The sequence below is a fragment of the Sporomusa sp. GT1 genome (genome assembly GCF_014634905.1).
Lineage (GTDB): Bacteria > Bacillota > Negativicutes > Sporomusales > Sporomusaceae > Sporomusa > Sporomusa sphaeroides.
In genome coordinates this window covers 87,836-111,941 of sequence record NZ_BMBX01000004.1, presented here as the reverse complement: position 1 = coordinate 111,941, position 24,106 = coordinate 87,836, and the positions used below count along the sequence as shown (strand labels likewise).

The 24,106-nt window shown below is 50.3% G+C and carries 21 protein-coding genes; 17 read left to right on the top strand and 4 right to left on the bottom strand.

Annotation, left to right across the window (positions count from 1 at the left end):
• The first annotated feature begins 88 nt into the window (after positions 1–88).
• From GT1_RS07985 to GT1_RS07970, 4 genes are read left to right on the top strand one after another with little or no spacing between them, the layout of a single operon-like run.
• On the top strand, positions 89–1,018 hold the full coding sequence (locus tag GT1_RS07985) for an ABC transporter ATP-binding protein (RefSeq protein ID WP_188398269.1): 930 nt from the start codon (positions 89–91) through the stop codon (positions 1,016–1,018).
• Positions 1,018–1,767, top strand: coding sequence for an ABC transporter permease (locus GT1_RS07980; RefSeq protein WP_188398268.1), 750 nt, complete (start codon positions 1,018–1,020; stop codon positions 1,765–1,767). Before GT1_RS07985 ends, GT1_RS07980 begins: the two co-directional genes overlap by 1 nt.
• A gap of 31 nt (positions 1,768–1,798) precedes the next feature.
• Complete coding sequence (locus GT1_RS07975; RefSeq protein WP_188398267.1) at positions 1,799–3,037, top strand: DUF445 domain-containing protein; 1,239 nt, start codon at positions 1,799–1,801, stop codon at positions 3,035–3,037.
• Positions 3,034–4,293: a DUF445 domain-containing protein gene (locus GT1_RS07970; protein ID WP_188398266.1), complete on the top strand. Its 1,260-nt coding sequence runs from the start codon at positions 3,034–3,036 to the stop codon at positions 4,291–4,293. Before GT1_RS07975 ends, GT1_RS07970 begins: the two co-directional genes overlap by 4 nt.
• A 48-nt stretch (positions 4,294–4,341) precedes the next feature.
• On the opposite strand, the gene GT1_RS07965 is transcribed toward GT1_RS07970, so the two are convergent.
• The gene (locus GT1_RS07965) at positions 4,342–5,727 is read right to left on the bottom strand and encodes a PhoH family protein (protein WP_188398265.1); all 1,386 of its coding nucleotides are present in this window, start codon (positions 5,725–5,727) and stop codon (positions 4,342–4,344) included.
• A gap of 330 nt (positions 5,728–6,057) precedes the next feature.
• Between GT1_RS07965 and GT1_RS07960 the strand changes: the two genes are divergently transcribed.
• From GT1_RS07960 to GT1_RS07945, 4 genes are all read left to right on the top strand, one after another.
• Positions 6,058–6,747, top strand: coding sequence for an NAD(P)-binding domain-containing protein (locus GT1_RS07960; RefSeq protein WP_188398264.1), 690 nt, complete (start codon positions 6,058–6,060; stop codon positions 6,745–6,747).
• Between the two features lie 193 nt (positions 6,748–6,940).
• On the top strand, positions 6,941–8,236 hold the full coding sequence (locus tag GT1_RS07955; protein WP_188398263.1) for an MFS transporter: 1,296 nt from the start codon (positions 6,941–6,943) through the stop codon (positions 8,234–8,236).
• A 166-nt stretch (positions 8,237–8,402) separates the two neighbouring features.
• The gene (locus GT1_RS07950) at positions 8,403–10,361 is read left to right on the top strand and encodes a methyl-accepting chemotaxis protein (protein ID WP_188398262.1); all 1,959 of its coding nucleotides are present in this window, start codon (positions 8,403–8,405) and stop codon (positions 10,359–10,361) included.
• A 181-nt stretch (positions 10,362–10,542) separates the two neighbouring features.
• On the top strand, positions 10,543–10,821 hold the full coding sequence (locus GT1_RS07945) for a hypothetical protein (RefSeq protein ID WP_188398261.1): 279 nt from the start codon (positions 10,543–10,545) through the stop codon (positions 10,819–10,821).
• Between the two features lie 184 nt (positions 10,822–11,005).
• Here GT1_RS07945 and GT1_RS07940 read toward each other — a convergent pair whose 3' ends face one another.
• The gene (locus tag GT1_RS07940) at positions 11,006–12,718 is read right to left on the bottom strand and encodes a GGDEF domain-containing phosphodiesterase (RefSeq protein ID WP_188398260.1); all 1,713 of its coding nucleotides are present in this window, start codon (positions 12,716–12,718) and stop codon (positions 11,006–11,008) included.
• 158 nt (positions 12,719–12,876) lie between these two features.
• On the opposite strand from GT1_RS07940, the gene GT1_RS07935 reads away from it, so the two are divergent.
• Together GT1_RS07935 and GT1_RS07930 are read left to right on the top strand one after the other, a co-directional pair.
• The gene (locus GT1_RS07935) at positions 12,877–13,716 is read left to right on the top strand and encodes an ABC transporter ATP-binding protein (RefSeq protein ID WP_188398259.1); all 840 of its coding nucleotides are present in this window, start codon (positions 12,877–12,879) and stop codon (positions 13,714–13,716) included.
• Complete coding sequence (locus tag GT1_RS07930) at positions 13,716–15,137, top strand: CCA tRNA nucleotidyltransferase (RefSeq protein ID WP_188398258.1); 1,422 nt, start codon at positions 13,716–13,718, stop codon at positions 15,135–15,137. The genes GT1_RS07935 and GT1_RS07930 overlap by 1 nt, the downstream gene beginning before the upstream one ends.
• 107 nt (positions 15,138–15,244) lie before the next feature.
• Here the strand turns inward: GT1_RS07930 and GT1_RS22145 are convergent, their stop codons facing one another.
• Positions 15,245–15,430: a hypothetical protein gene (locus GT1_RS22145; RefSeq protein ID WP_223226116.1), complete on the bottom strand. Its 186-nt coding sequence runs from the start codon at positions 15,428–15,430 to the stop codon at positions 15,245–15,247.
• Between the two features lie 199 nt (positions 15,431–15,629).
• On the opposite strand from GT1_RS22145, the gene serC reads away from it, so the two are divergent.
• The 5 genes from serC (at position 15,630) to GT1_RS07900 (ending at position 20,744) form a co-directional block, all read left to right on the top strand.
• On the top strand, positions 15,630–16,727 hold the full coding sequence (gene serC / locus GT1_RS07920) for a 3-phosphoserine/phosphohydroxythreonine transaminase (RefSeq protein WP_188398256.1): 1,098 nt from the start codon (positions 15,630–15,632) through the stop codon (positions 16,725–16,727).
• 78 nt (positions 16,728–16,805) lie between these two features.
• On the top strand, positions 16,806–17,456 hold the full coding sequence (locus GT1_RS07915) for a histidine phosphatase family protein (protein ID WP_223226115.1): 651 nt from the start codon (positions 16,806–16,808) through the stop codon (positions 17,454–17,456).
• A 296-nt stretch (positions 17,457–17,752) separates the two neighbouring features.
• Positions 17,753–18,835 carry a tetratricopeptide repeat protein gene (locus GT1_RS07910; RefSeq protein ID WP_188398255.1) on the top strand — a complete coding sequence of 361 codons (1,083 nt, stop codon included), beginning with the start codon at positions 17,753–17,755 and terminating at the stop codon, positions 18,833–18,835.
• A gap of 10 nt (positions 18,836–18,845) precedes the next feature.
• On the top strand, positions 18,846–19,853 hold the full coding sequence (locus GT1_RS07905; protein WP_188398254.1) for an aldo/keto reductase: 1,008 nt from the start codon (positions 18,846–18,848) through the stop codon (positions 19,851–19,853).
• Positions 19,854–19,877: 24 nt separating this feature from the next.
• Positions 19,878–20,744 (top strand): NAD(P)/FAD-dependent oxidoreductase, encoded by an 867-nt coding sequence (locus tag GT1_RS07900; RefSeq protein WP_188398253.1) that lies wholly within the window; start codon positions 19,878–19,880, stop codon positions 20,742–20,744.
• Positions 20,745–20,848: 104 nt separating this feature from the next.
• Here GT1_RS07900 and GT1_RS07895 read toward each other — a convergent pair whose 3' ends face one another.
• Complete coding sequence (locus GT1_RS07895; protein ID WP_188398252.1) at positions 20,849–21,517, bottom strand: uracil-DNA glycosylase; 669 nt, start codon at positions 21,515–21,517, stop codon at positions 20,849–20,851.
• Between the two features lie 212 nt (positions 21,518–21,729).
• Between GT1_RS07895 and GT1_RS07890 the strand changes: the two genes are divergently transcribed.
• Together GT1_RS07890 and serS are read left to right on the top strand one after the other, a co-directional pair.
• Positions 21,730–22,314 carry an HD-GYP domain-containing protein gene (locus tag GT1_RS07890; RefSeq protein ID WP_188398251.1) on the top strand — a complete coding sequence of 195 codons (585 nt, stop codon included), beginning with the start codon at positions 21,730–21,732 and terminating at the stop codon, positions 22,312–22,314.
• Between the two features lie 379 nt (positions 22,315–22,693).
• The gene (gene serS / locus GT1_RS07885; RefSeq protein ID WP_188398250.1) at positions 22,694–23,962 is read left to right on the top strand and encodes a serine--tRNA ligase; all 1,269 of its coding nucleotides are present in this window, start codon (positions 22,694–22,696) and stop codon (positions 23,960–23,962) included.
• The last annotated feature ends 144 nt before the right edge of the window (positions 23,963–24,106 follow it).

The following is a 24,106-nucleotide window of genomic DNA, read 5'->3' as shown; positions in this document are numbered from 1 at the left end:
AAAACCGGCATAGTGTGGTGAATTTTTGAGAGCAGTGGTATTATTAGAATAATACTACTGCTCTTTTTCTTTATGGAAGGATGATAGCATGAATGAACAAATTGTCAGGGCCGAAAACCTTGGCAAAACATATGGCAGCTTCCGGGCGCTTAAAGGCATTTCCTTCAGCATTCAGGCCGGGGAGTGCTATGGCTTTTTAGGCCATAACGGCGCGGGTAAAACTACGACTATGCGCATGATGTATGGCATGTCCACGGTGGAGGAGGGCAGGCTGTGGCTGTTTCAAGAGCCGGTCAGACTGACGTCGCCGGCGATTAAGGCCCGGTTGGGTGTTGTGCCCCAGGAAGATAATTTGGACGTGGAGTTGACTGTCCTGGAGAATCTGGAGGCTTATGGCGTGGTTTTTGGCCTTACTCGTACCGAGTCCAGGAAGCGGGGACAGGAGCTGCTCGATTTCATGGGACTTGAAGATAAGCAGCATAATAAGATCGAAAGCTTGTCAGGCGGCCTGAAGCGGCGGCTGGTCATTGCCCGGGCTCTGATAAACCAGCCGGATATTGTGATTCTGGACGAACCGACCACCGGGCTTGATCCTCAGGCCAGGCATTTGGTATGGCAAAAGCTCCGTAGCCTTAAAGCCAGTGGAGTAACGCTGATTTTGACGACCCATTACATGGAAGAGGCGGTGCAGCTATGCGACCGGCTGGTCATCATGCATGAAGGTATTATTTTGGCCGAAGGCAGCCCGCGTCATTTGATTGAAACCTATGTTTTGCCTGACGCGATTGAGGTGCACCTGCCGGTAAGCGAATTGCCGGCCGGTTTGGCGGAGAAGGTTACGGCCTGGGGCGGTCAGGTTATCCAGGTGGTGGATGGTCTCTTTTTATATGCTGCCGACGGGAAGGCCTTGTGGCACAGCCTGGAAGAGTGGGGGCTGCCGCAGCATGCCTGCCTGCTCAGACAGTCCAATCTGGAGGATGTGTTTTTGAAGCTGACCGGCGCAGGGGGCGAAGCATAATGGCCATTTTGCGAATTTTTGCCCGCCACCTGGCAGTGTTTAAAAAGATATGGTTTACGAATGTAATGTTCAACTTTATTGAACCGCTGCTCTATCTTACGGCTATGGGGTATGGACTGGGGAGCTTTGTCCGGGATATCGACGGGTTGTCCTATATCCAGTATATTGCGCCAGGAATGGTGGCTTCTTCAGCCATGTTTGCCGCTTCGTTTGAGTGTACGTATGGCAGTTTTGTCAGACTCCATTACCAAAAGACTTTTCATGCTATGCTGGCCGGTCCGGTTACTGTCCGCGATATTGTTGCCGGCGATATTTTGTACGGCACCTGTAAGAGTATGCTGTTTGGACTGGTTATTCTGACAGTCATTACCGCCTTGGGGCAAGTCCAGTCCTGGTGGGCATTATTGATTCCGCTGTTTTTGGCCATTCCGGGGCTGGCATTTTCCCTGTTAGCCATTTGTTATACCGGCCTCATTGAGAATATTGATAAATTTAATTACTACATAACCTTGTTTTTGACACCGGCTTATCTCTTTTCCGGCGTATTTTTTCCCATCCATTCCATGCCGGGCTGGGCACAGGCGGTAGCCTGGTTTAATCCGATTTATCACAGTGTGGAAGTATGCCGGGCGCTGGTTTTGGGAAACAGTAATCCCAGCCTGCTGGTGCATGCCGGGGTGCTGGCACTGCTGGCGGCTTTGTTAATGCCGCTGGCCGTAAAGCTCATGACTAAGCGGTTGATTTTGTAACTACTAAAATAACTGCAAAGGACGGGATCGCTTGCGTATTGACAATAGCAGTAAAGCAGGCCTAACCCTGGCTGCTGCCGCTGCCGGGTTTTGCCTGAGTTATCCCTGGCAATACAGTTTTTGGGGCGGGCTGGTGCATAGCGGCTTTGGTGCGGCTATGGTCGGGGGCCTGGCTGATTGGTATGCAGTAACCGCCTTGTTTCGCCGGCCGCTGAATATTCCATTCCGTACCGCCATTATCCCCAAAAATCGTGAACGCATTTTTAGCGCCATTGTTGCTATGGTGGAAGAAGAAATTATTACTGCCGCCAATATCAAAGACACGCTGGCCAAAGCCGGACTGGCCCGGCTGCTGCTGAGCTGTGCCAACAGGCCTGAGGCCAGGCAGCAGCTGCAGGTATTAACTGAAGATGTGCTGCGGGAGGCGGCAACCGGCATCCGGACGGCAGAACTGTCAGCGGCGCTGGACAGGCTGCTGGCAGAGCACCCGGGGCGTGTGCAGGCAGCACCGCTGGCCGGTCAGGCTTTACGTTGGTCGATAGAGCATGGCTTTGCGGATAAATGCATAGATTTTCTCATTACTGAAGGGAAACGCTTGCTGGGCGAGCCGTATATGACCAAGCTGATTGCCGATATATACCGCGGCGCGCTGAATTCCTATGCCGCCAGGCATGGTGAGCGCAAGCTGGTAAAATGGATATTGCAGGAATTATTAAAGCTTGATCCGGTTAACGTTGCCGTCATCATTCAGAAAAAAACGGCGGCATGGTTGGAAGCAATATACGACCAGGAGCATCCGCTGCGTGAGCGGTTGCGCGACTGGGCGGTCACCCTGGCCGATGGTTTGCAGACAGATCCGGTGTTGGCCGAGAAGGCTGAAGTGGAACTTCGCCCACTGGTGGTAAGGATTGCCGGGCAATTGGCAGAACTGCCGGCTTCTCAGCCGGAGATGCTTGCCGGCGGCAGTAAGTGGGCGGTTAGGCAGGCGATGAAGCTGGCCGATGAATTTGCCCACGACCCGGAGCGTCAGGCCGGTTTTGATAATTACCTGGCTGATTGGATTAGCCGCTGGGTCGGCCAAAATCATGGTGAAATTGGCCGGATTGTCAGCGCTTATTTGGAAAGCTTCAGCAATGATGATCTGGTGCACTATATCGAAGATAAAGTTAAGGATGACTTGCAAATGATTCGCATTAATGGTTCGGTTGTCGGGGGCTTTGCGGGTATGATCTTGTTTGTGATCGCCTACGTGGCAGGAGTGACGCCATGAAGCCGGTTAAGCGGCAGGCCAACAGGGTACTTGCGGCGGCAGCCGGTTTGTTTGCCGGGGCGCTGGCGTTAAAGTATTATTATCCCGGCAATGAGCTGGCAGCCGCCTTGTTAACGATCAGTGAAGCCAGCCTGGCCGGTGGTGTTGCCGACTGGTTTGCCGTTACGGCATTATTTCGCCGGCCGCTGGGATTTCCTTATCATACCGCGCTTGTTCCCCGCAACCGCGAACGGATTATTGAGGCATTAACCCGTACTATTGAGCAGGATTTCTTTAATAAACAGTCAATTGCCGACCGGATTCACCAGGTTAATATTCTGGATAAACTGACGGCATATGCCGGTACCCGTATAAGTAAGGCCGGTGTCAGAACGGTTTTGGATACTTTGCTGGCAGAACTGGCCCAGACGATAGATCCCGGGGCGGTTGGCAAATATGGTGAACGTTTGCTTAAAGTTATACTCAGGCGCCAGTCGGCTGCCCCGCAGGCCGCTGCCCTGCTTCGCTGGACCCTGCAGGAGGAAAAGGGAGGAGAGCTTTATACGGCAGTGGTTAACGAGCTTGCCGTCAGGTGTGCGCAGGAGGGCACCAGGGAGGCCATTTATAACTATCTGGAGCAGTTAAAACAAAACACAGCTCAGAAGAACTGGCTGGCTTCGCTGGTTACCGGGGTACTGGAGGGCATGGACGGCATTAACCTGGAGGATGCGGCAACGGCCCTGCATGAGGAGCTTATTCGCACAGTTGATGAATTGGCCGGACCGGAGCACCCTGTGCGCCAGTGGTTTCAGGAAGAACTTAAGGAGGTGTCCGTAAACCTGGAAACACCTGAGTGGGCGGCCATTATTGATGACTGGAAGAATGGCCAGCTTGCCAGAGCTTCGTTTGCCGGACCTTTGACTGCTGTCGTGCAGGCGATACTGGAGGCGTTTAAGCGGCCTTCGGCTTACCGCGATTCTGTGGCCGACTGGCTTGCCGGCCAATTGGCAAGTTATTGGCAGCAGGTTAAGGAAAGCACTCTTTTGCAGCACCGGGCAGAAACTTATTTGAAAACATTGCTGACCGACATCTTCAATAAGGAGCATTCACTTGTCGGCCAAGTCGCCGGCAGTGCGCTGCGTAAGCTTTCCGATGAGGAGCTTAACCAATTTATTGAGGATAAGGCTGGCGAAGATCTTGACTGGATTCGGATTAATGGCGTATTTGTCGGTGGCATAGCCGGCCTGGTATTGGCTGTTGTCCAGTGGCTGGTCTAACATAAAATCCCGCCCCTGAAAAGGGGCGGGATTTTATGTTAGACTCTCTTAGAGTCTTAATGACGCTTCGGCGGCAAGGGGGGAACGTTCGCATTCATCATGGTCTAAGGTTACCTGGAAGCATAGCTTGCTGCCTTTCATTTTCTCGGCCGCATAGACCAGACCGTTGGTGCGGCTGTCCAGGAAGGGATGGTCGATTTGCTCGGGGTCGCCTAAGAGAATGATTTTGGTGCCCAGGCCGGGACGGGTAATAACTCCTTTGGCCTGGCGGGGAGTAGAGTTTTGCATTTCATCAAGAATAATCCAGTATTTTTGCAGTGAGCGGCCACGTTGGTAGGCCAGGGCTTCGGTCTGAATAATGTGTTTATCAAACAGCATTTGCACCGTGTCTTCGGCTTGCTCAATTTCTTTTGGCTCAGTCATGTTGTGACTTGACATGAGGGTAAACAGATTGTCGCGAATAGCGCGCATATAGGGATCGATCTTATCCTGTTCCGAGCCGGGAAGAAAACCAAGATCTTCATCCATGGGTACATTGGGGCGGCAGATTAATACATGGTGGTAGGCACGCGGGCGGCAGTCCAGATGGTTATAGAGGCCGACGGCCAGTGAATAGAAGGTTTTAGCCGTACCGGCCGGGCCCTTAATAATAACAAGCGGTGCTTCTTCCGCGCTCAGCATCAGGCATTCTTGCATGAACACCTGCCCGACATTGCGCGGTGAAACACCGAAAGGATTACGGCTGCGGTATTTGAGATGCACGATTTTTTGACCGTCAAAACGCCCGAGGGCGGTATGGCGGTCGTTGTCGGTGGAACGAATTAATAAAAACTGATTGGTTACCAGCTCAATGGGAAGCATAGTGTGAGTAGCCTCGTCAAAAACCTGGAGCACGCTTGGGTCCAGATAATTGCTGTCATCCTGATGAAACGCATCAATGATGTTGGAGGCGGTATACACTATGGCGCGGCCTGTATATTGTTCTTCCACGCTGGCGACTTTTTCATTACGGAAATCTTCGGCCTGAATGCCTAATATAGCGGCTTTCACCCGCATATTGGTGTCACGGCTGACTAACACGGTAGGCAAATTGTCCTCGGCAAGCCCTTTGCATACTTGCAGGATACGGTTATCAGCTTTTAGTTTGTCCCAGTGAGGCGGCATATGGGTATCGAGGTGATTGGCTTCAATACGCACAAGTCCGCCTTGGTTGTTGAGAGATACGCCTGTCAATAAATTACCCTTGATCCGGAACTTGTCAATCATACGGCTGACCAGACGGCTGTTGGCACCCCGTTCACTGGTTTCAGATTTGAACCGGTCAAGTTCCTCAAGCACTACTTCGGGAATAATTACCATGTGTTCGTTAAAAGCAGTAATTGCGTAGGGAGAGTGTAGTAACACATTGGTGTCTAACACATAATACTTAATCAAAAAGCAATCCCCCTTCTTTATCTACTCATAATTGAAAGCGAATGTTGATTGGTTTCATGCTGATTGCTGTTTATTAAATTGTACTAATAGCAAGGCGTGAGTATGTTATCAATTTATTAAATATATATTAAGCATGAAGAAAGTTTAATGCCTAACATCCGCCTGTGCTTCACTAATGTTGATATTGTAAGGACTGTGCCGGCGGTTTTTCTTACTATAGGCGCAGTTGTGCACCACCTATGGCTTAAAGACATATATTAAAAGAGCTTACTGTATTGTATGAACACACAGCTAGGAAGGTAACCTGATAGACGAGGTGGCTAAAAGCGAATGAAAGAAGTCGGTTTAATTGGTGTAGGACGAATGGGCAAAGTTTTGTCAAGAAAATTATCTGGTCATGTTAAACTTAAAATTTTTGACCGTGATGAAAGCCGGCTGCAGGCTGTGGCAGAGGAGATTGGCATTCCCACCGCCGCCAGTCTGGAAGAGCTGGCAGAATTAGGAACCATTATTTTGGTAGTCCCTGACAGGGAGGTTATCAGTTTAATTAAAGACTTTAATCAAATGGAGCGAGCCCTTATTATTATTAATGTTGCTACCAATGTTGCCCGCCATGTACTTGTGGCAACGGCTTCCCCGCAAGTCAAATGTATTGGAGCCAAGTTTATTGGGCAAGCAAAAGAAATAGCGATGGGGGCTGAGCCGGTAATTCTTGTCGATGAACGGCCTGCCGAGCTTGCCGCCTTGGTACAGGAGGTTTTTGCACCGGTGGGTAAAATTGTTACCGGCAATGCTGATGCCGTTACCTATATCAACACACAGGCGGCAGAAAAGGCATTGACGGCTGCCGTGCTGATTGAGGAAACATTGCGCTCACAGCCATATGCGAACGCAGATGTAATAAAAAGCGCCATCAGTCAGGTGGCGGCCGGAATACTTAAGGCCTACGCCGAGGATGACCTGGGGCCGTTTGCCCGTGAAATTGTCAGAGCCATCAGGGCTAAACTAAGGAGACCATAAAGTTATTGTGCCGGTTGATCGTTTGGCCGGAATGAAGCAATGCCGCTGAAATCCCTGAGGGGATTTCAGCGGCATTGCTGATTGTGATGCAGAAAGGCAGGAGCCGTCCTTTTGTTTATACTCCGCAGTACAGGTTGACTCTGTCTATTTTCTGGAATACACTATTAATTGCCAACACGTTGGGAGGTGGCAAATGGCAGGATTAGCTGTGCGGGAGACCTTTCGGGCACTCAAGCACCACAATTTCCGCTTGTTTTACTTTGGTCATGGTATGTCGCTTATCGGTACCTGGATGCAGCGGACGGCTACCGTTTGGCTGGTATATCGTCTGACGCAGTCGCCGGAGGTTTTGGGGAATGTCGACTTTAGCGGACAAATTGCCGGTGTGGTGCTGATTCCTATTGCCGGGGTGCTGCTGGATCGCTGGAATCGATACCGGGTAATTATTTGGACACAGGTACTGAGCATGGTTCAGGCGCTGCTGCTGGCAGGTTTGGTATTCAGCGGCATAGTAGCTGTGTGGCATATTGTTGTACTTAATGCGTTTCTGGGTATTATTAATTCGTTTGATATGCCTGCCAGGCAGGCATTTATTTCTCAAATCGTTGAGGATAAGGACGATTTGGCCAATGCTATTGCCCTCAATTCTGCCATGTTTAATGGTGCGAGAATTATCGGTCCGTCGGTGGCCGGTTTGGCAATTGCCGTGTTTGGCGAGGGGCTGTGTTATTTGTTCAATGGTTTGAGTTATATTGCAATCATTGGGGCGCTGCTGGCAATGAAGATTACGGTAACGCAAACGGCTGCCGGAACTTCCAGCAACATAGCAGGCGGCTTAAAAGAAGGTTTTGTCTATACCTATAATTCGCTGCCGATTAGGATGGTGCTATTGTTGCTGGCGTTGATGAGTCTGGTAGGCTTTCCCGTTTTGCCGCTGATGCCGTTGTTTGCCGGGGAAGTACTTGGCGGCGGTCCCGATACTTTGGGGTGGCTCATGGCGGCGTTCGGTGCCGGGGCCTTTGTGGGAACTATTTTTTTGGCGTCACGTCCAAGTATTGTGGGAATTGAAAAGGTGATTGCCGTAACTTCAATTATTTTTTCGGTGGGTTTGATGGCGTTTGCGCTGTCGGTACGTCTCGAACTTTCACTGGTCATTGCTTTTATTATGGGTTTCGGCATTATTGCTCAGATGGCTTCCACCAATACCATTATTCAAACCCTGGTGGATGAGGATAAGCGCGGCCGGGTCATGAGTTTGTATGTGCTGTCTTTTGGCGGTATTGCGCCTATTGGCAGTCTGATGGCCGGTCATGTGGCCGGTATTATCGGGACTTCGTATACCTTTTTGCTGGGAGGGATCCTGGCGTTGGCCGGCGCGGTAGCCTTTGGCAGGAAGCTGCCTGCCTGGCGGTCGGCGGCGCGCAAGGTATATCTTGCCAAAGGACTTATTCATGAAACCTGTTCAGGAGAAATGAAACATTGGATTTAATCAGAGTCTACCCTGGGTGAACTTACGTCCTCCAACATAGGGGGTGTATTGACTCGCCGGTTAAGAAAATTTTTCTAACCTAGAGGATTTTACGATTTTAGTTAGAATTTATTTAATTATAAAAACTAAGTAATAATCGTTTTCCGAACGTGAGGAGGGACTTTTCATGTTTCAAAGTATCCAGTTTAAGCAGTCGCTTTATACCGGTTGTATCATTTTAGCAGTGATTGTTTTGCTGCTGAGCGGCAGTAGCTATTTTTTCACCCGTTATGCCGACAGTGTCAACCGGGAAGCGGCGGTTCAGGGTGTGGCCGGTTTGCGTTTAGAGCTTGACGGTTACCGGGAAGAGACTAATGCGGTGACGGCAATGGCGGCCAGCCGGCCGGATATTGTTCAGGCGCTGGCCGCTCAAGATCCTGCCGCCGCTTTGCGGGCGATTGCCGGTGTGAGCCAGGGACATGTTACTGCTGTTCAATTGCTGGACCGGCAGGGGCGTATGCTTGCCAGTACAGGCAAGCCTGTTAATCAACAGACAGCTGCAAAGCATATGCAGCAGGGCGCAGCCGCATATTATGAGGCAGTGCCGGGCGAGACCATTATGGTGGTGTCGGTTGTGCCTGTTAAAGATGCGGCAGGCAGTACGATTGGCGCAGTTGTCGCCGGTTCTGCCGTCAATCATGATGCTTTTGTTGACAAAATTAAAGCCATTCACAAGGTGGATGTAACGGTTTTTGCCGGCAATGTCCGGGTAGCTACTACCATAATGCAGGATGGCAAACGGGTAGTGGGAACTAATTTGGATGGCAAAATTGCCGAAATAGTGACCGGCAGCGGTCAGGCTTTTGCCGGGGATGCCAAGATTTTGGGTATACCGTATATTACCTATTATGAGCCGCTTATCGGCAGTAATGAGCAGCCGGTGGGTGTGCTGTTTGCCGGAAAATCAGAAGTCGAAGCGCTGGCTGCGCGGAATAAGATTTTGGTTACACTGGGAACAACCGGTTTGCTTGTTCTTCTTCTCGGGATTGGCTTTTCTGTCTGGTCGGCACGCAAGCTGACCAAGCCCATTCAAACCGTAGAAGCTTTGATGCAGCGGGCTGGTGCAGGCGACCTGACGGTGAAGGCGGAGGTAACTTCCAGGGATGAAATTGGCCGGTTAACGGAAGCGTTTAATACTATGATTTCCAATCAAGCTGAGCTTGTTGCCGCTGTCGGCCGGGCCAGCGGGGAGATAGCCGCGGCATCGGAGCATTTGGCTGCTTCCAGTCAGGAAATAAGTTCTACGGTTACGGAAGTAGCCGGTAATATGGTACGGGTGGCTGACAATGCTCAGTCCGGGGAAGCGGCAGCCCAGACAGCCGCCGAAGTGGTGTCCGACTTGGCTGGGTTAATAACTCTGGCCAAGGAACGGGCGGTCTCTGCCCAGGGCACTTCTGCCGTTACTTCCCAGGCGGCCATGTCCGGGCAGTCAACAGTAGCCGCTACAGTAGCCAGTATTACTCAGATGCAGACTAAAATCACCGAAACCGAAGGCTTCATCAACCAACTTAACGCCTATTCCAGCCAGATTGGTGTTATTACTGAAACCATTACCGGCATTGCGGCTCAAACCAACCTGCTGGCCTTAAACGCCGCCATCGAGGCCGCCAGGGCAGGCGAAGCTGGACGCGGCTTTGCGGTAGTGGCTGACGAGGTGCGCAGACTGGCCGAACAGTCAAGTCAGGGAGCCCAGGAAGTAGCCGCCCTCTTAGCCAAGGTCACAGATACTACCGTCGCTGCTGTGACAGCTGCCCAACACGGCCGGGCGGGTATGGAGCAGGTGGTGGACTCCACCGGTTCTGTCAGCAATGCACTTGACAGTATTCTGACGGCTGCCGGTGAAACGGTAGTTGATATTGACCAGATTATGAAGGTAGCTGAGGAGGAAGTGGCGACCTCAAGCCGGATTGTGGTGCTGATCAACAGCATGGCGCAAGGGTTGCAGGAGACTGCAGGGCTTAGTAAAGAAGTAGCCGACGGTGCCGAGCAGACAGCCGGCGTCGTGGAAACAGTGGCTGCCAGTGCCGAACAATTGACCAGCATGGCGGCAGAGCTAAAAGATATGATTATGAAGTTTAAGGTATAGGCAAAGAAAAAAACCGATGGATGTTTTTTGGCGTCCGTCGGCTTTTTTATGTCTGGGAGAGGTCGTTTCAACGCTGCCTCATAGGATACTGAGAGTTATATTTGGTTATTGTGCTGTTCCGGTAGCAATACTGCAGATGTCTGCATATTATGTAGCAAAGGCATGTAAAGGAGGGACTTACTTGAATAATAGAAACCGTCCCTATTGGGAAGAGCCTGAGATTGAAGACTGGGACGACGATGATGATGACGATGACTGGGAAGCAAAAGAATTCCAAACCAGAGAAGACCGGCAAGTATTGCCTTTTGTAGTTGGTTTGGGGTTAGGCTTAGGTTTTGGCTGCAATCCGCGGCGATACTGTAATCCCCGGTGGAACTGTAATCCGCGCTGGTCCTGCCGACCGCGCCAGTTCTGCCGTCCGCGTCAGGGGTGTTACCCATGGTTGTGTTTCCCACTGTAATAGCCGTAGTTGGCTCAATGCGCATGGAAATCACCTTCTGTATTCGGCTAAAGGCAGAGCTAATACCTCTGCCTTTAAACAGTATGCTATAGACAGTTTTTTCATAGTAAAAATTCAACTATCAGGGGCCGTGCCGAAACTTTTATGTTTCAACACGGCCCCTTTTTTACATCGGGTTTCTTTATTATATGACTACCGGCCAGGGGCCGGGTTTACCAATATAGTATCCCTGGGAAAAATCTATATTACAATTCTTAACAGCGTCAAATACCGATTCCGAATGGACAAATTCGGCAATGGTTTTAATACCCATGTCCTGAGCAAAGGTGACTATGCTTTTGACTATTGTCTGGGAATGGGAATCTTTATCAATATTTTTAATCAGGGAAGCATCAATTTTCAGATAGTCAAAATCCAGGGAGAGGACGTAGGCAAAGTTGGAGTAGCCTGAGCCAAAATCGTCGACAGCCAGTTTACAGCCGGCGGCTTTTAGTGTTTGCAAAAACTGGACCGCCGCAGTGTGGCCTTCAAGACGATGGTTTTCCAGCACCTCAAAAACTACTCTGTCAGCTATATTATATTTTGCCAGCTGCTCTTGAATCAAGCTGGTGGTTGGGAGGTCTTCCATATCCTCAACATCAAGGTTTATCGAGATTTCGCCAGGCAGATCATGAAAGAGGGAAAAGGATTTTTCAATAATAGCCTTGGTAATAGCCGGATATTGTCTGGTGGTTTTGGCAATGTTGATAAATTGAAACGGCGAAATAATATTGCCGTGATTATCAATAAGGCGGGCCAGTACCTCATAATGCTGGTTATGCGGGTGTCGATGGTTATAGATCGGCTGAAAATAAGGCACGATACGATCATGCTTAATCGCATCCTGCAGTAAATTGGCCCATTTGATGTTATCCTGATAGCGGGCATCAATGCCTTCCGACTCTTTAAAGAACAGATAGGGTTTCCGGTGGCTGCGAGCTTCGCGTAAGGCGATATCTGCCTTTATGACCAGCTTTTCCGGATTGTCGCTTATCGTAAAGGCTATGCCCATGGTTACCCTAAGCTGCACTTCCTGCTGGTTGTTCGTGAACTTGTTGGAAGGTATGATTCCGGTAACTTGCTTGGCCAGCTGTTCAAAACTGTCTAAAACGTCCGGGAGGTTGGCCGCCCGCCGGGCATCCAGGAAGATGGCATATTCGTCGGCATGCACCCGGTAAAGCTGGTAGGCGGATGTAGGCAGTATATCTGCCAGCAGGTGCGCCAGGTGGACCAGAATAAAATCGCCTTTGGCATAACCATAAAAATTGTTTATTTGTTCAAAATCGTCGATATTGATGAGTGCTACTACCGGTACCTGGGATTTTTCCACATCCCGCAGCAGCCGCAAACGGTTAGGCAGTTTGGTGAGTGAGTCGGTATACAGCATATGAATAAGCTGAGCTTCACGGTCTTTGAGTTCTTGCGTCCGTTCATTTACTCTTTTTTCTAAGGTTTGATTGAGGGTTATTAATTGTTGTTCCAAACGCTTGCGTTCGGTGATGTCTTTAAGATTTTTTACGATACCAATTAATTGGCCGTCGGCATTAAATAGTGGTGTGACTGTTAGAATGTAATATTTTTGTTCATTAGTACCAGAAGTCATAGTAATGTCGGTGGAGAAGCCTTTGCCTGTGATTAATAGCTGGTTCAACGGGCAATGCTTAATTTTGCAGGCAGTCTTGGGCATTACCTCGAAGCACTTTTTACCGGGTGAAGTTTCGCGTGAAATCCCTGTCATGGCGCTAAATGCGTCATTCATTCTCAGTATGGTAAACTCCCGGTCAATAACGCAAATGCCGTCAACAGTGGCGTTAAATATTTGCTCTAATTCATCAAAATTAGCTTTAAACTGAGTCACACCCGGATTTACCTCCTAAATATAGACTGATAAATGTATAATACCATTTATGATGACAGTTTCCATATAGGACTTTTGACCTATGGACAAAATAGGCAGGAGGACTTTTCAGGGAATTGTTGAAAAAATATAACATAAATGTATTAGGTGAGGTTGTTATGATTGCTATAGAGGGTTTGGTAAAAAAGTTTGGCGAGCGTACAGCAGTTGATAATTTGAATCTAACCATTGAGCAGGGAGAAACCTTCGGCTTGCTTGGCCCTAACGGTGCCGGGAAAACGACAACAATAAGAATTCTAACCATGCTTACCCGGCCGACTGCCGGTGCTGTGACCATCAACGGCTGGCGTCTGCCGCATGATGAAATCGCCATTAAGTCGGTTATCGGCGTTGTTCCCCAGCACTTTAATCTTGACAGTGATTTAACTGCCAGGGAAAATCTTGATCTGCATGGGCGGTTGCACCATTTGCCGTGCGGTGAGCGGGAAGCGCGCCGGGAAGAGCTGCTGGAGTATGTGGAGCTAAGAGACCGGGGCAATGATATGGTTAATACATTTTCCGGCGGGATGAAACGGCGGTTAATGATTGCGCGGGCGCTCTTACATAAGCCAAAAGTCCTATTTCTTGACGAGCCGACGGTAGGACTTGACCCGCAGGTCAGACGGCGGCTGTGGGACCTCATCAGGCACTTGAATGCCGATGGTTTGACCGTGTTATTGACTACCCATTATATTGAAGAAGCCCAACATCTTTGCCGGCGGGTGGCCATTATGGAAAAGGGCCGGCTGATTGCGCTAAACAGCCCTACCGCACTTTGCGAACGACTGGGCAACTATGTTGTGGAGTGGGCCGAAAGCGAAGGCACACAATACCGTTTTTTCGCCAGCCGGACAGACGCAGCGGCGTTTGCCGGAACACTGGCAGTTAATGCGACGCTGCGGCATACCAGTCTGGAAGATGTATTTGTAGAATTAACCGGCCGCCGGGTGAGCGGCTAATGGAAACGGCCCGGAACATTATGGCGGCGCTGGCTGCTGCCGGCCATGAAGCCTATATTGTGGGCGGTGCTGTTCGCGATCTTTTGCGCGGGGTGCCGCCGGTTGATATTGATATTGCTACAAGTGCAGTGCCTGAGCGTATTGCCGGCATCGCTGAAAAACAGGGCTGGAAGGCTGTTATGGTGGGGGCGGCCTTCGGTGTGGTGGCCGTTGTTGCCGCCGGACACAGCTATGAGATAGCCACTTTCCGCAGTGAAAGGTATGGTGCCGACAGTCACCGGCCTGAGTCGGTCGAGCTGGGAGTTGGCCTGGCACAAGACCTGGCCAGACGGGATTTCACCATAAATGCTATGGCGCTGGCTGCTGACGGCAGCGTGATTGACCTATTCGGCGGGCGGGAAGATTTAGCTGCCGGGATTATCCGGGCAGTAGGCGCACCCAGAGAACGTTTTGCCGAGGATGGGCTGAGAATGTTCCGGGCTGCCCGGTTTGCCGCCAGGTTCAATTTTACGCTGGAAGCCGCTACTTTCCAGGCAATTACCGATAATCTCGAACGGGTTAGCGGCTTATCGGTCGAACGGGTTCGCAACGAACTAGAGAAAATCCTGCTGGCCGATTTTGCGGCCCAGGGTCTGGATATTCTTTTAAAAGCCGGGCTGTTGGCCGTCTGCTGCCAGGTGCGGAACCAGCAGCAGGTACAGGCTGTTCCCATTCTGCCGGAGCTTTGCCACCTTGACGGGTTGCCGCAAAATCCGCGCTATCATTTGTATGATGCCTGGCGGCATACCCTGGACGTTGTCGGCCTGGCACCATGTGACCCTGTGCTGCGCTGGGCGGCGTTGTTGCATGATATTGCAAAAGGCTGGCCGGGAGTGCGGACAGTCAATGGCGAAGGTCAGCCTTCCGACCCGGGTCATGACAAGGTTGGTGCTGAAGCGGCAGCGATCATTTTGCGTCGTCTGCGGGTAGAGCGTCATACAACTGAGCGGGTAGTATGGCTTATCCGGCATCATCTGATTTTCCCGGCAGTGGCGGAGAAGGCTGTGTTGAAATGGCTGAAACGTATGATAGGAGGGTTTAAAAGCCAAGATCAGTTCGAAACTGCTTTGTGGCAGTTGTTTGCCTTACATGAGGCTGATCGTCTGGGTGGGCATACACAACCGGATTGTAACGGTCTCTATGCCGTAAAGGAGATAACCCGGACTATTTTGTCAGAGATTCCTTTTTTCCCGGAGCAGCTTGCGCTTAGCGCCCGGGATATTGCGGCGAAATTGGGCAGTGGGCCTGAGGTAGGCCGGTTTCAGCAGAACCTGTTGCTAAGAATCCAGGCCGGACAATTACTGAATGAACCTGTCGCACTGACGGCGGCACTTAATGCCCGCAGGCAGCGGTTGGCCAAAAAACAGGAAGAATGTCTGTAAACGTTTTTGTCAAGAATACACTTGACTGTAGCCAGGGTATAATGTATAATCAAAACCAAGTTAAATAGCAATAGCACGATGAGCAGGAAGTTGATTGTATACAGGCTTCAGAGAGCCGGCGACAGGTGTGAGCCGGTGCAGGTAACAGTTGATTCCGCCTGGGAGTGGCTGATGATGAATCTGACGGGTCCGCCCGGTATAGCGGCAAAAGTTGGCTGAAAGGCAACATGGGTGGCAACGCGGGAAAATAGCTCTCGTCCCTGGTGGGGATGAGAGTTTTTTGATTTACGCAACCCATGCCGGCTGTTTTGGCTAATTGGGTGGTACCGTGGGATGCTTGTCCCGCCCCAATATCTATATGGGGCGGGACTTTCTGTTTTGTCCTGGGACTAACCCTGCTCTAGGACGCCGGTTTTGCTGCCGGCGGTGTGCAAAGGTGAGCGGCTAAGTCCCCGGGCTTGGGGCGACTAATCTTATTATGAGGTGATGTAAATGGAAAAGAATGTAACAAGAGCACACAACTTCAATGCCGGACCGGGGGCTCTGCCGCTGACTGCGCTGGAGCAGGCCCAAGCGGAGCTGCTGAATTTTAACGGTACAGGGATGTCCATTATGGAGCACAGTCACCGGGGCAAAGATTATGATGCCGTACACAATCAGGCCATTGCCCTGGTAAAAGAACTGTTGTCCGTACCTGAAGGGTATGAGGTGCTGTTCCTGCAAGGCGGTGCCAGCCTTCAGTTTGCCATGGTGCCGATGAACTTTTTACCGGCAGGTAAACAGGCCGGCTATGTTATGACCGGTGTCTGGTCGGAAAAAGCGTATGAGGAAGCCGGGAAACTGGGCAAGGCATTTATCGCTGCCTCTGCCAAGGAAGGCAACTATTGCCGGATACCGGCCTTTGATGAGATAACCTATGATGCTGCCAGCGCGTACTTGCATATTACTTCCAATAACACTATCTATGGCACAGAGTGGCAGTCTTTTCCCGATAGCAAAGGCGTGCCCTTGATTGCCGATATGTCCAGTGATATTTTGTCCAGGCCGGTTGATGTAAGTAAATTTGCGCTGATTTATGCCGGTGCCCAAAAAAATCTTGGCCCGTCCGGCGTAACGGTGGTTATTATTCGCCGTGATTTGCTGGAACAGGCCAACCAAAACCTGCCGACAATGCTTAAGTACGGGACATATGCAAAAGACAATTCCATGTATAATACGCCGCCAACCTTCAGTATTTATATGGTAAAGCTCATGCTGGAATGGGTGAAAGCCCAGGGCGGCGCGGTGGCCATGGAGAAACGCAACCGGCAAAAAGCGGCGCTGCTTTACGATATCATTGATGCCAGCAATGGTTTTTACCAGGGGCATGCCCAGCCTGATGCCAGATCGTTAATGAATGTGACCTTCAGGCTGCCTAACCAGGAATTGGAGAAAAAATTTCTTGAGCAAGCCAAACAGGCAGGCTTTGTCGGCCTGAACGGTCATCGCTTAGTTGGCGGCTGCCGTGCGTCGATCTACAATGCCGTGCCTTATGAGTCCTGCCAGGCGCTGGGAGATATGATGCTGGCTTTCCAAAAGAAAAATGGTTAAAGTCCAATCCTGATTATGGTAAAATTAAATGAGTAGCCGATACCTAATACTATTCAACTACAGTCTTAAGGAGGAAATATGGCAATTACCCGGTTTATTTTAGTTCGGCATGGTGAGACCACCTGGAATAAAGAAGGACGTTATCAGGGGCAGATTGATACACCGCTTACCGCCTTTGGGCGGGAACAGGGCGAGTTGGCCGCCAAGGCCCTTAAGGATGTCCCTATCGATGTTTGTTATGCCAGCCCTCTTAGCCGGGCGGTGGATACCGCGAAGATGTGTGTGGCAGCACATGGCTTGAATGTCAATACCGATAAGCGCTTGCTGGAAATTAACCATGGCGAGTGGGAAGGGCTGCTGAGTGATGAGGTGGGCAAAACCTATCCTGAATTGCTGGAGAAGTGGAAAACCACGGTAGTGGGCGTTACTATGCCGGGGCCGGGCGGGGAAGATATTACCGCTGTCCGGGACCGTTCCATGGAGGTTTTTCGTGAGTTGGCGGCAAAACATCAGGGACAGACGGTGCTGGTGGTAGCCCATGACGCGGTTAACAAGGCTGTCTTATGCGATATCCTGGATATTGATTTGTCGCATTTCTGGCAGCTCAAGCAGGACAATACCTGTATTAATGTATTTGAGTACCAGGATGGCAAGTGGCGGTTAGTGCTGATGAACTCAACCACTCACTTAGGTTTTCTGTACAGCGGTATCGAGCAAAAAGGGTTGTAGTTTTTGCCCCGGGCGGGATTGCCACATATTGTTGCCTTCGCAATGACCTATCGGTTCTGGTCAGCGCTGGAGTGGCGGCGACAAGGCAGTCTCGTCTCTTTGTTTTTTACAGGTAAACAAAACCAGTGCGTTTTTGTAGTGCCGGATGATAAATTTGGAAATAATAGCAGGTATTAGACGGAAAGTCGCGAAATAGGGTAGTAGTTAATAACGATTACTCGTGGTTTGCCTGCGCTTTCCGTGCAGTCGGACCACGAGAACCATGCTTCGTTAAATTCGGTGAGGGAGTTGTTACTATGGATAAAGATAAGGTTTGCAATGAGGCGGCTTGCTCTCAGGAATGTGACTGCGGTTGCTCCGGGTGCGGCAGTGCGGGTACCAATACGGAAAGTCAGTTCAGTAAAGAGATGCGGGACCTTTATGAATCCGGTCAGACAGCAGACATGCTCACCGCATGTGATAAGGCTTTGAATGAGGACCCGGAAAATAGTGATGCTTATTTCTGGCGTGGCGTAGTAGCCGCCGTGGCCGGCAATTTTGAGCAAGCGCTGACAGACTATACGAGTGCTATTGAGCGTAATGAAAAACAGGCTGTTTACTATTCCTACCGTGGCAGTGCCTATGCCATGCTGGATGATATCAAAAATGCCGTACTGGATTATTCCAAAGCCATCCTGTATAACCCGGGGGACTGGGTTAATTATGCCAACCGGGGCGTAATCTATCTGAACAATGCCGCTTATGAACATGCCATTGATGATTTAAGCAAAGCCATCGAGTTAGAACCTGAAGATATGGGGGCATATTTACACCGGGGCGATGCTTTTACCGCCCGTAACCTGTATTCGGTGGCCATTGCCGACTATAATAAGGTACTTGAGCGTTTTCCGGAGGAAAGCGCTGCACTGATGAAACGCGGGCAGGCTTACTTTGAATTGGGCATGAACGAGGAGTCGCTGGCCGATTATAATAAAGTGGTTGAGCTTGAGCCTGATAACATCCAGGCGATTGCCATCCGGGCGTCCATCTATTTGGGGCAGGGAAAATTTGATGAAGCCGTTGCCGACTTTACTAAGGCTATTGAACTTGACCCCGGTGATGCCAGACCTTACTTCTTCCGTGGCATGGCCTATGCAGCCCGGAAATCCTATGATGAAGCCATTGCTGATTTCACCCGTGCGATTGAGCTTGATTCCACCAACGCCCTGGCCTATCACAACAAGGCGCTTTGCTGCGAAATCCTGGAGCGTACCGGTGAAGCGATTGCCACCTATAAAGAATTTTTAAGCAAGGCCGACCCTGAATCGCCGGAAGCTAAACATGCCCTTGAGCGTTTAGCGGTGCTGGTTCCGGGGGAAGGTGAAACTAAACTACAGTAGGAGGACAAATATGGAGAAGAGACGGTTAGGCCGCACCGGCCTTATGGTAACACCAATCAGCTTTGGCGCACTGCCCATGCAGCGCTGCACCATGCCGGAAGCAGGCGAAGTGCTTAAAGCTGCCTTGGATGCCGGCATAAATTTCATTGATACAGCCAGAGCATACACCGACAGTGAAGAGAAGATCGGCAGATATATAGCTGACCGTCGCAGTGAATATTATCTGGCAACCAAGAGTATGGCCAGAACCAAAGCGGCTATGCTCCAGGATATAGATACCAGCTTAGCCAATCTGCAGACAGATTATATTGATATTTATCAGCTGCACAATGTTAAGACCGAGCAGGACTGGGAAACCATTATGGCTCCGGACGGAGCGCTGGAGGCCCTTAAAGAGGCGCAGCAGGTTGGCAAAATCCGGCATATTGGGATAACCGGCCATAACCTGGATATGTTGATAAAGGCGGTAAAAACCGGGGAATTCAGTACTATTCAGGTGCCGTTTAATTGTGTGGAACAAAAAGCTATGGACGAGCTGTTTCCGCTCGCCAGAGCACAGGATATTGGCATTATTGTCATGAAGCCCCTGGGCGGCGGCTTGATTCCCTATGTGGATTTAGCGCTGCGGTTTATTTTACAGCAAGAAGGCTTGGTGGCCATTCCCGGTATGGATAAGATCGAGCATGTGACGGAGAATTTGGCTCCGGCAAACGACTTTAAACCGCTTAATGACGAGGAAGCGGCTAAACTGGCTGCCGAGGCCGAGGCGCTTGGTGCTAACTTCTGCCGCCGCTGCGGGTACTGTATGCCTTGTGTTGCCGGTATTGATATTCCGCAGATGTTTATTTTCTACTTACAATACACAAGATATGGTTTAACGGAAGCTATTCCGGGACGCTATAAAGGCATGAAGGTAAAAGCTTCCGCCTGTGTCGAGTGTGGTGAGTGTGAGGCACGGTGTCCGTACAATTTGCCTATTCGTGAGCGCATGAAACAGGTGGCCGCAGACCTCGGGTAGGATATAAGGCAAGGAGGAATACACATGGGCGAAGCTGCGAATTTTGACATTGCCGTTATCGGCGGCGGCCCGGCAGGGTTGTCGGCGGCGCTGACAGGGCGTATTCGTAATAAAAATATTGCATTGTTTGAGCATCTCGATTTTAGCCAGAAGCTGCAAAAAGCCCATCTGGTAGATAATTACCTGGGTTTGCCGGAGGTTACCGGTAAAGGCATGATGCAGCACTTTTCCGCACATGCGCTGGCCCATGGCCCGCAGCTTATTAAGGAAAAAGTAATTACCGTGTTTCCCGGAGATAACATGTTTACCCTGCTTACGCCGGGTAACACGTATGAAGCTAAGGCTGTCATTTTTGCTACCGGTGTGGTAAGCACACTGTTGTTTGCCGGCGAACGCGAGCTGCTTGGCCGGGGAGTCAGCTATTGTGCCACCTGTGACGGGCGCATGTTTCAGGGGCGGGATGTCGCGGTCATTTCCTATACCGAAGAAGGCGAAAATGAAACGGCTTTCTTAGGCGAGCTGTGCCGTAATGTGTATTATCTGCCCCAGTATAAGGGCGATTTCGGTGAGCTGCGTGCGCCCATTACCGTAGTATCCGGCAGGCCCAAGGCCATTGTCGGCGACGGGCAGGTGGAAAAGCTGGTCACCGACAAGGAAGAGCTCAAGGTGCATGGCGTATTTATCCTGCGCCAGTCCGACCCTGTTGAAAATTTGCTGCCAGGCCTGGAATTGGATGGCGAGGTTATCAAGGTAAACAGGGATATGTCAACCAATATTCCCGGTGTGTTTGCCGCCGGTGATTGTACAGGGAAACCGTGGCAGATAGCTAAGGCGACCGGCGAAGGGCTTGTCGCCGTGCTGAGTGCCATTACGCATATTGACAAAAAGTAAAATAAAAGCAAGATTGCCTGGCCTGTTCATCAGCGGCCGGTGAAGCAATCTTGCTTTCTTTTTTTAACAAACAGTAATAAAAAACGGTACTCAGTCAGTGACTGTTACCGTTTGGCGGCTTGACGCTGTTCGCGCCGCTGGCTGTAGAGTACCAGTAAATCTGGCGGCTCAGCGGACTTGAAAATGTATTCAGGCGCCAGCTCCTGACATTTTTCTACGGCTGCTTTCAGATCGTAATACACTTCCCATTTAGCTTTTACCAGGTCCTTGCCGACAAGGCGGAGCAGATAGGCCGGATGGTAGGTGGCAATGGCCGGAATACCGTATTTGGTGGTAAACCACTGACCGCGGTCTTTGGTGATCCGGGCCGTTGGCGAGAGCAGATACTTTAACGCCACACTGCCTAAAGCAATAATAACCTTTGGCTGAACAAAGGTCAGTTCCTGGTCCAGCCAGGCTGTAGCGCAAAATTCCCCTTCCTCTATGGTGGGGGTACGGTTATTCTTCGGACGGCATTTAATTACATTTGTAGTGTATATGCGGTCTCTGGTAATGGCGACACTGGCCAGCGCTTTGTCCAGCAGCTGACCTGACGGACCGACCAAAGGCACGCCATATTCATCCTCGACGCCGCCGGGTCCTTCACCGACAATTGCCAACGGGCTTAGCGGCGAGCCGTTATAGGATGTCGGGCCAATGGCGCTCTGACGAAGCGGGCAGGCGGCGCAGGTTAGGAGCGATTGTTCCAGTTGTTCATGGGTAGAGTATGTCATGGTCTCACCTCACTACATACATTCGCTTAATAATTGAAAAAATCCTTTTGGCGCAACACAAATTCCCGTTCCGGCAGTCTGTTGCAAATGCTGCACTTGTCAGATTTTTATAAAAAATATAGAATAGTGTAATAAATTTCCTTGACGGTTGCTGGCGCCGCAACTTAGAATATATAGTGGTAGAGCCATACGCCAAGAGGGGAATTTGAACTATGACTGTAACTCAGGCCGTTTGCCGGCTGATTGGCAAGCGGGACCGTTATACCGTTGAACACAGCAAAAATGTAGCCCGGCTAATGTCTGCTTTTGCCAAATATGCTGAACTGTCAACAGAGGATATCACCTTGGCGTATATTGCCGGTGCTGTTCACGATGTGGGCAAAATCAGTGTGCCTGATTATATTTTAAATAAGCCGGGGCGCTTGACTGAGGAAGAATTTGCCCAGATAAAAAATCATCCGATTGTTGGCGCCAATATTCTGGCTAAAGTGCCCGGTTTGGAGAAGGTAGCGGAAATCGTGCGTTATCACCATGAATGGTATAATGGCAGCGGCTACGGTGCCGGGCTGTCCGGGGAGGAAATCCCTTTTATTAGCCGGATGTTAGCCGTGTGCGACAGCTTTGATGCTATGACCACCATTCGTTGCTACCGGCAGCAGCCGTTAAGCAATCATAAGGCTTTGACGGAAATTATCAACTGTGCCGGCACACAGTTTGATCCGGTAATATCCCGTTGTTTTGTGGATTTTATTGAGTGCTGCCAGGATTATCATAACCGCTTTACGTTTAACCCTTAGTACCTGGGCTGCCAGTACTTTACAATTTACCTTGAATAAGGTATAATTTTATATTGCATAATATATTGTATATCTATAGCGTTTAGATGCAATGACAGGGCCGCGCATAATTCAGGGTTTTCAGAGAGCCGGTGGCAGGTGTGAGCCGGTAACACAATTATGTAATCCACCCTATGAGCATGCGGTGATGAGCCGCACGGTTCCACGCCCGTTATGCGTGCCGAGCGGACTGGCAAGCAGTCAATCAGGGTGGCAACGCGGGAGAAAAATACAGCTCTCGTCCCTATATTTGTGGGACGAGGTTTTTTTATGTGACAGACCTACTGAATTCTCTCAGGTGGAGAAGCTGCTATTGATTATATAAGGGAGGAATACATACATGCTAGACATTAAATTTTTACGGGACAACCCTGAGAAAGTAGAACAAGCGCTGCAAAACCGGGGTGCCGCCATGAGCTTGGACGAGTTTCTTGGCCGCGAGAAAGAGCGCCGGGAACTGTTAGCTGAAGTTGAGGTACTCAAAAACAAGCGGAATACGGTTTCTCAGGAAATCAGCAAGAAGAAAAAGGCCGGCGAAAATGCCGATGATATGATTGTTGAAATGCGGGAAGTGGGCGACCGCATTGGCGTTATTGACGCCCGGGTGAAAGAGACTGAAGCTGCGCTGGCGGCTATTCTTATGAATATACCCAATATGCCTCACCAATCGGTTCCTGTGGGTAAAGACGAGCAGGATAATCCGGAAATACGCCGCTGGGGGACGCCGCGCGAGTTTGCCTTTGAACCCAAACCACACTGGGAAATCGGCGAAAAGCTGGGTATTCTCGATTTTGAACGGGGTGGCAAAGTAACCGGGGCCAGATTCACCTTTTATAAAGGACTGGGCTCCCGGCTGGAGCGTTCGCTCATCAACTTTATGCTTGACCTGCACACGAAAGAGCATGGTTATACAGAGTTTTTCCCGCCGTTTATCGTTAATGAAGCCAGTATGATCGGCACAGGTCAATTGCCTAAGTTTGCTCAGGATATGTTCAAACTGGAAGGGCTTGACTATTATCTCATTCCCACTGCCGAAGTGCCTATTACCAACCTGCATCGCCAGGAAATCCTGGATGCCAAAGAACTGCCGCTTAACTATACTGCCTACAGCGCCTGTTTCCGGGCTGAGGCCGGTGCTGCCGGGCGGGATACCCGCGGCCTTATCCGTCAGCACCAGTTTAACAAAGTAGAAATGGTTAAATTCTGTCTGCCGGAAGAGTCTTATAACGAGCTGGAAAAGCTGACCCTTAATGCCGAAAAGGTACTGCAGCTGTTAGGTCTGCCGCACCGGACAATTCTGTTATGCACCGGTGATATGGGCTTTTGCTCGGCTAAAACCTATGATCTGGAAGTATGGCTGCCCAGCTTCAATACCTATCGCGAAATTTCTTCCTGTTCCAATTTTGAAGACTTCCAGGCCCGGCGTGCCGAAATCAAGTTCCGCCGCGAGCCCAAGGCCAAGCCGGAGTTCGTGCATACCCTGAACGGCTCCGGGGTAGCCATCGGCCGGACCGTGGCTGCTATTTTAGAGAACTATCAACAGGAAGACGGTTCAGTAATGATCCCTGAACTGCTGCGCCCCTATATGGGTGTTGATGTAATCAAGTAAGATTACTATTTAATTATCTCTCAGATACCATGGACAGAGACAAAGGGAATTATTCCGCTTTGTCTCTGTTTTTTTATTTCCTTTATTTCCGGAACAGGGCGGTTGACGGAACAATTGCGGAAATCGCTGCAGCATGGCGGCAAA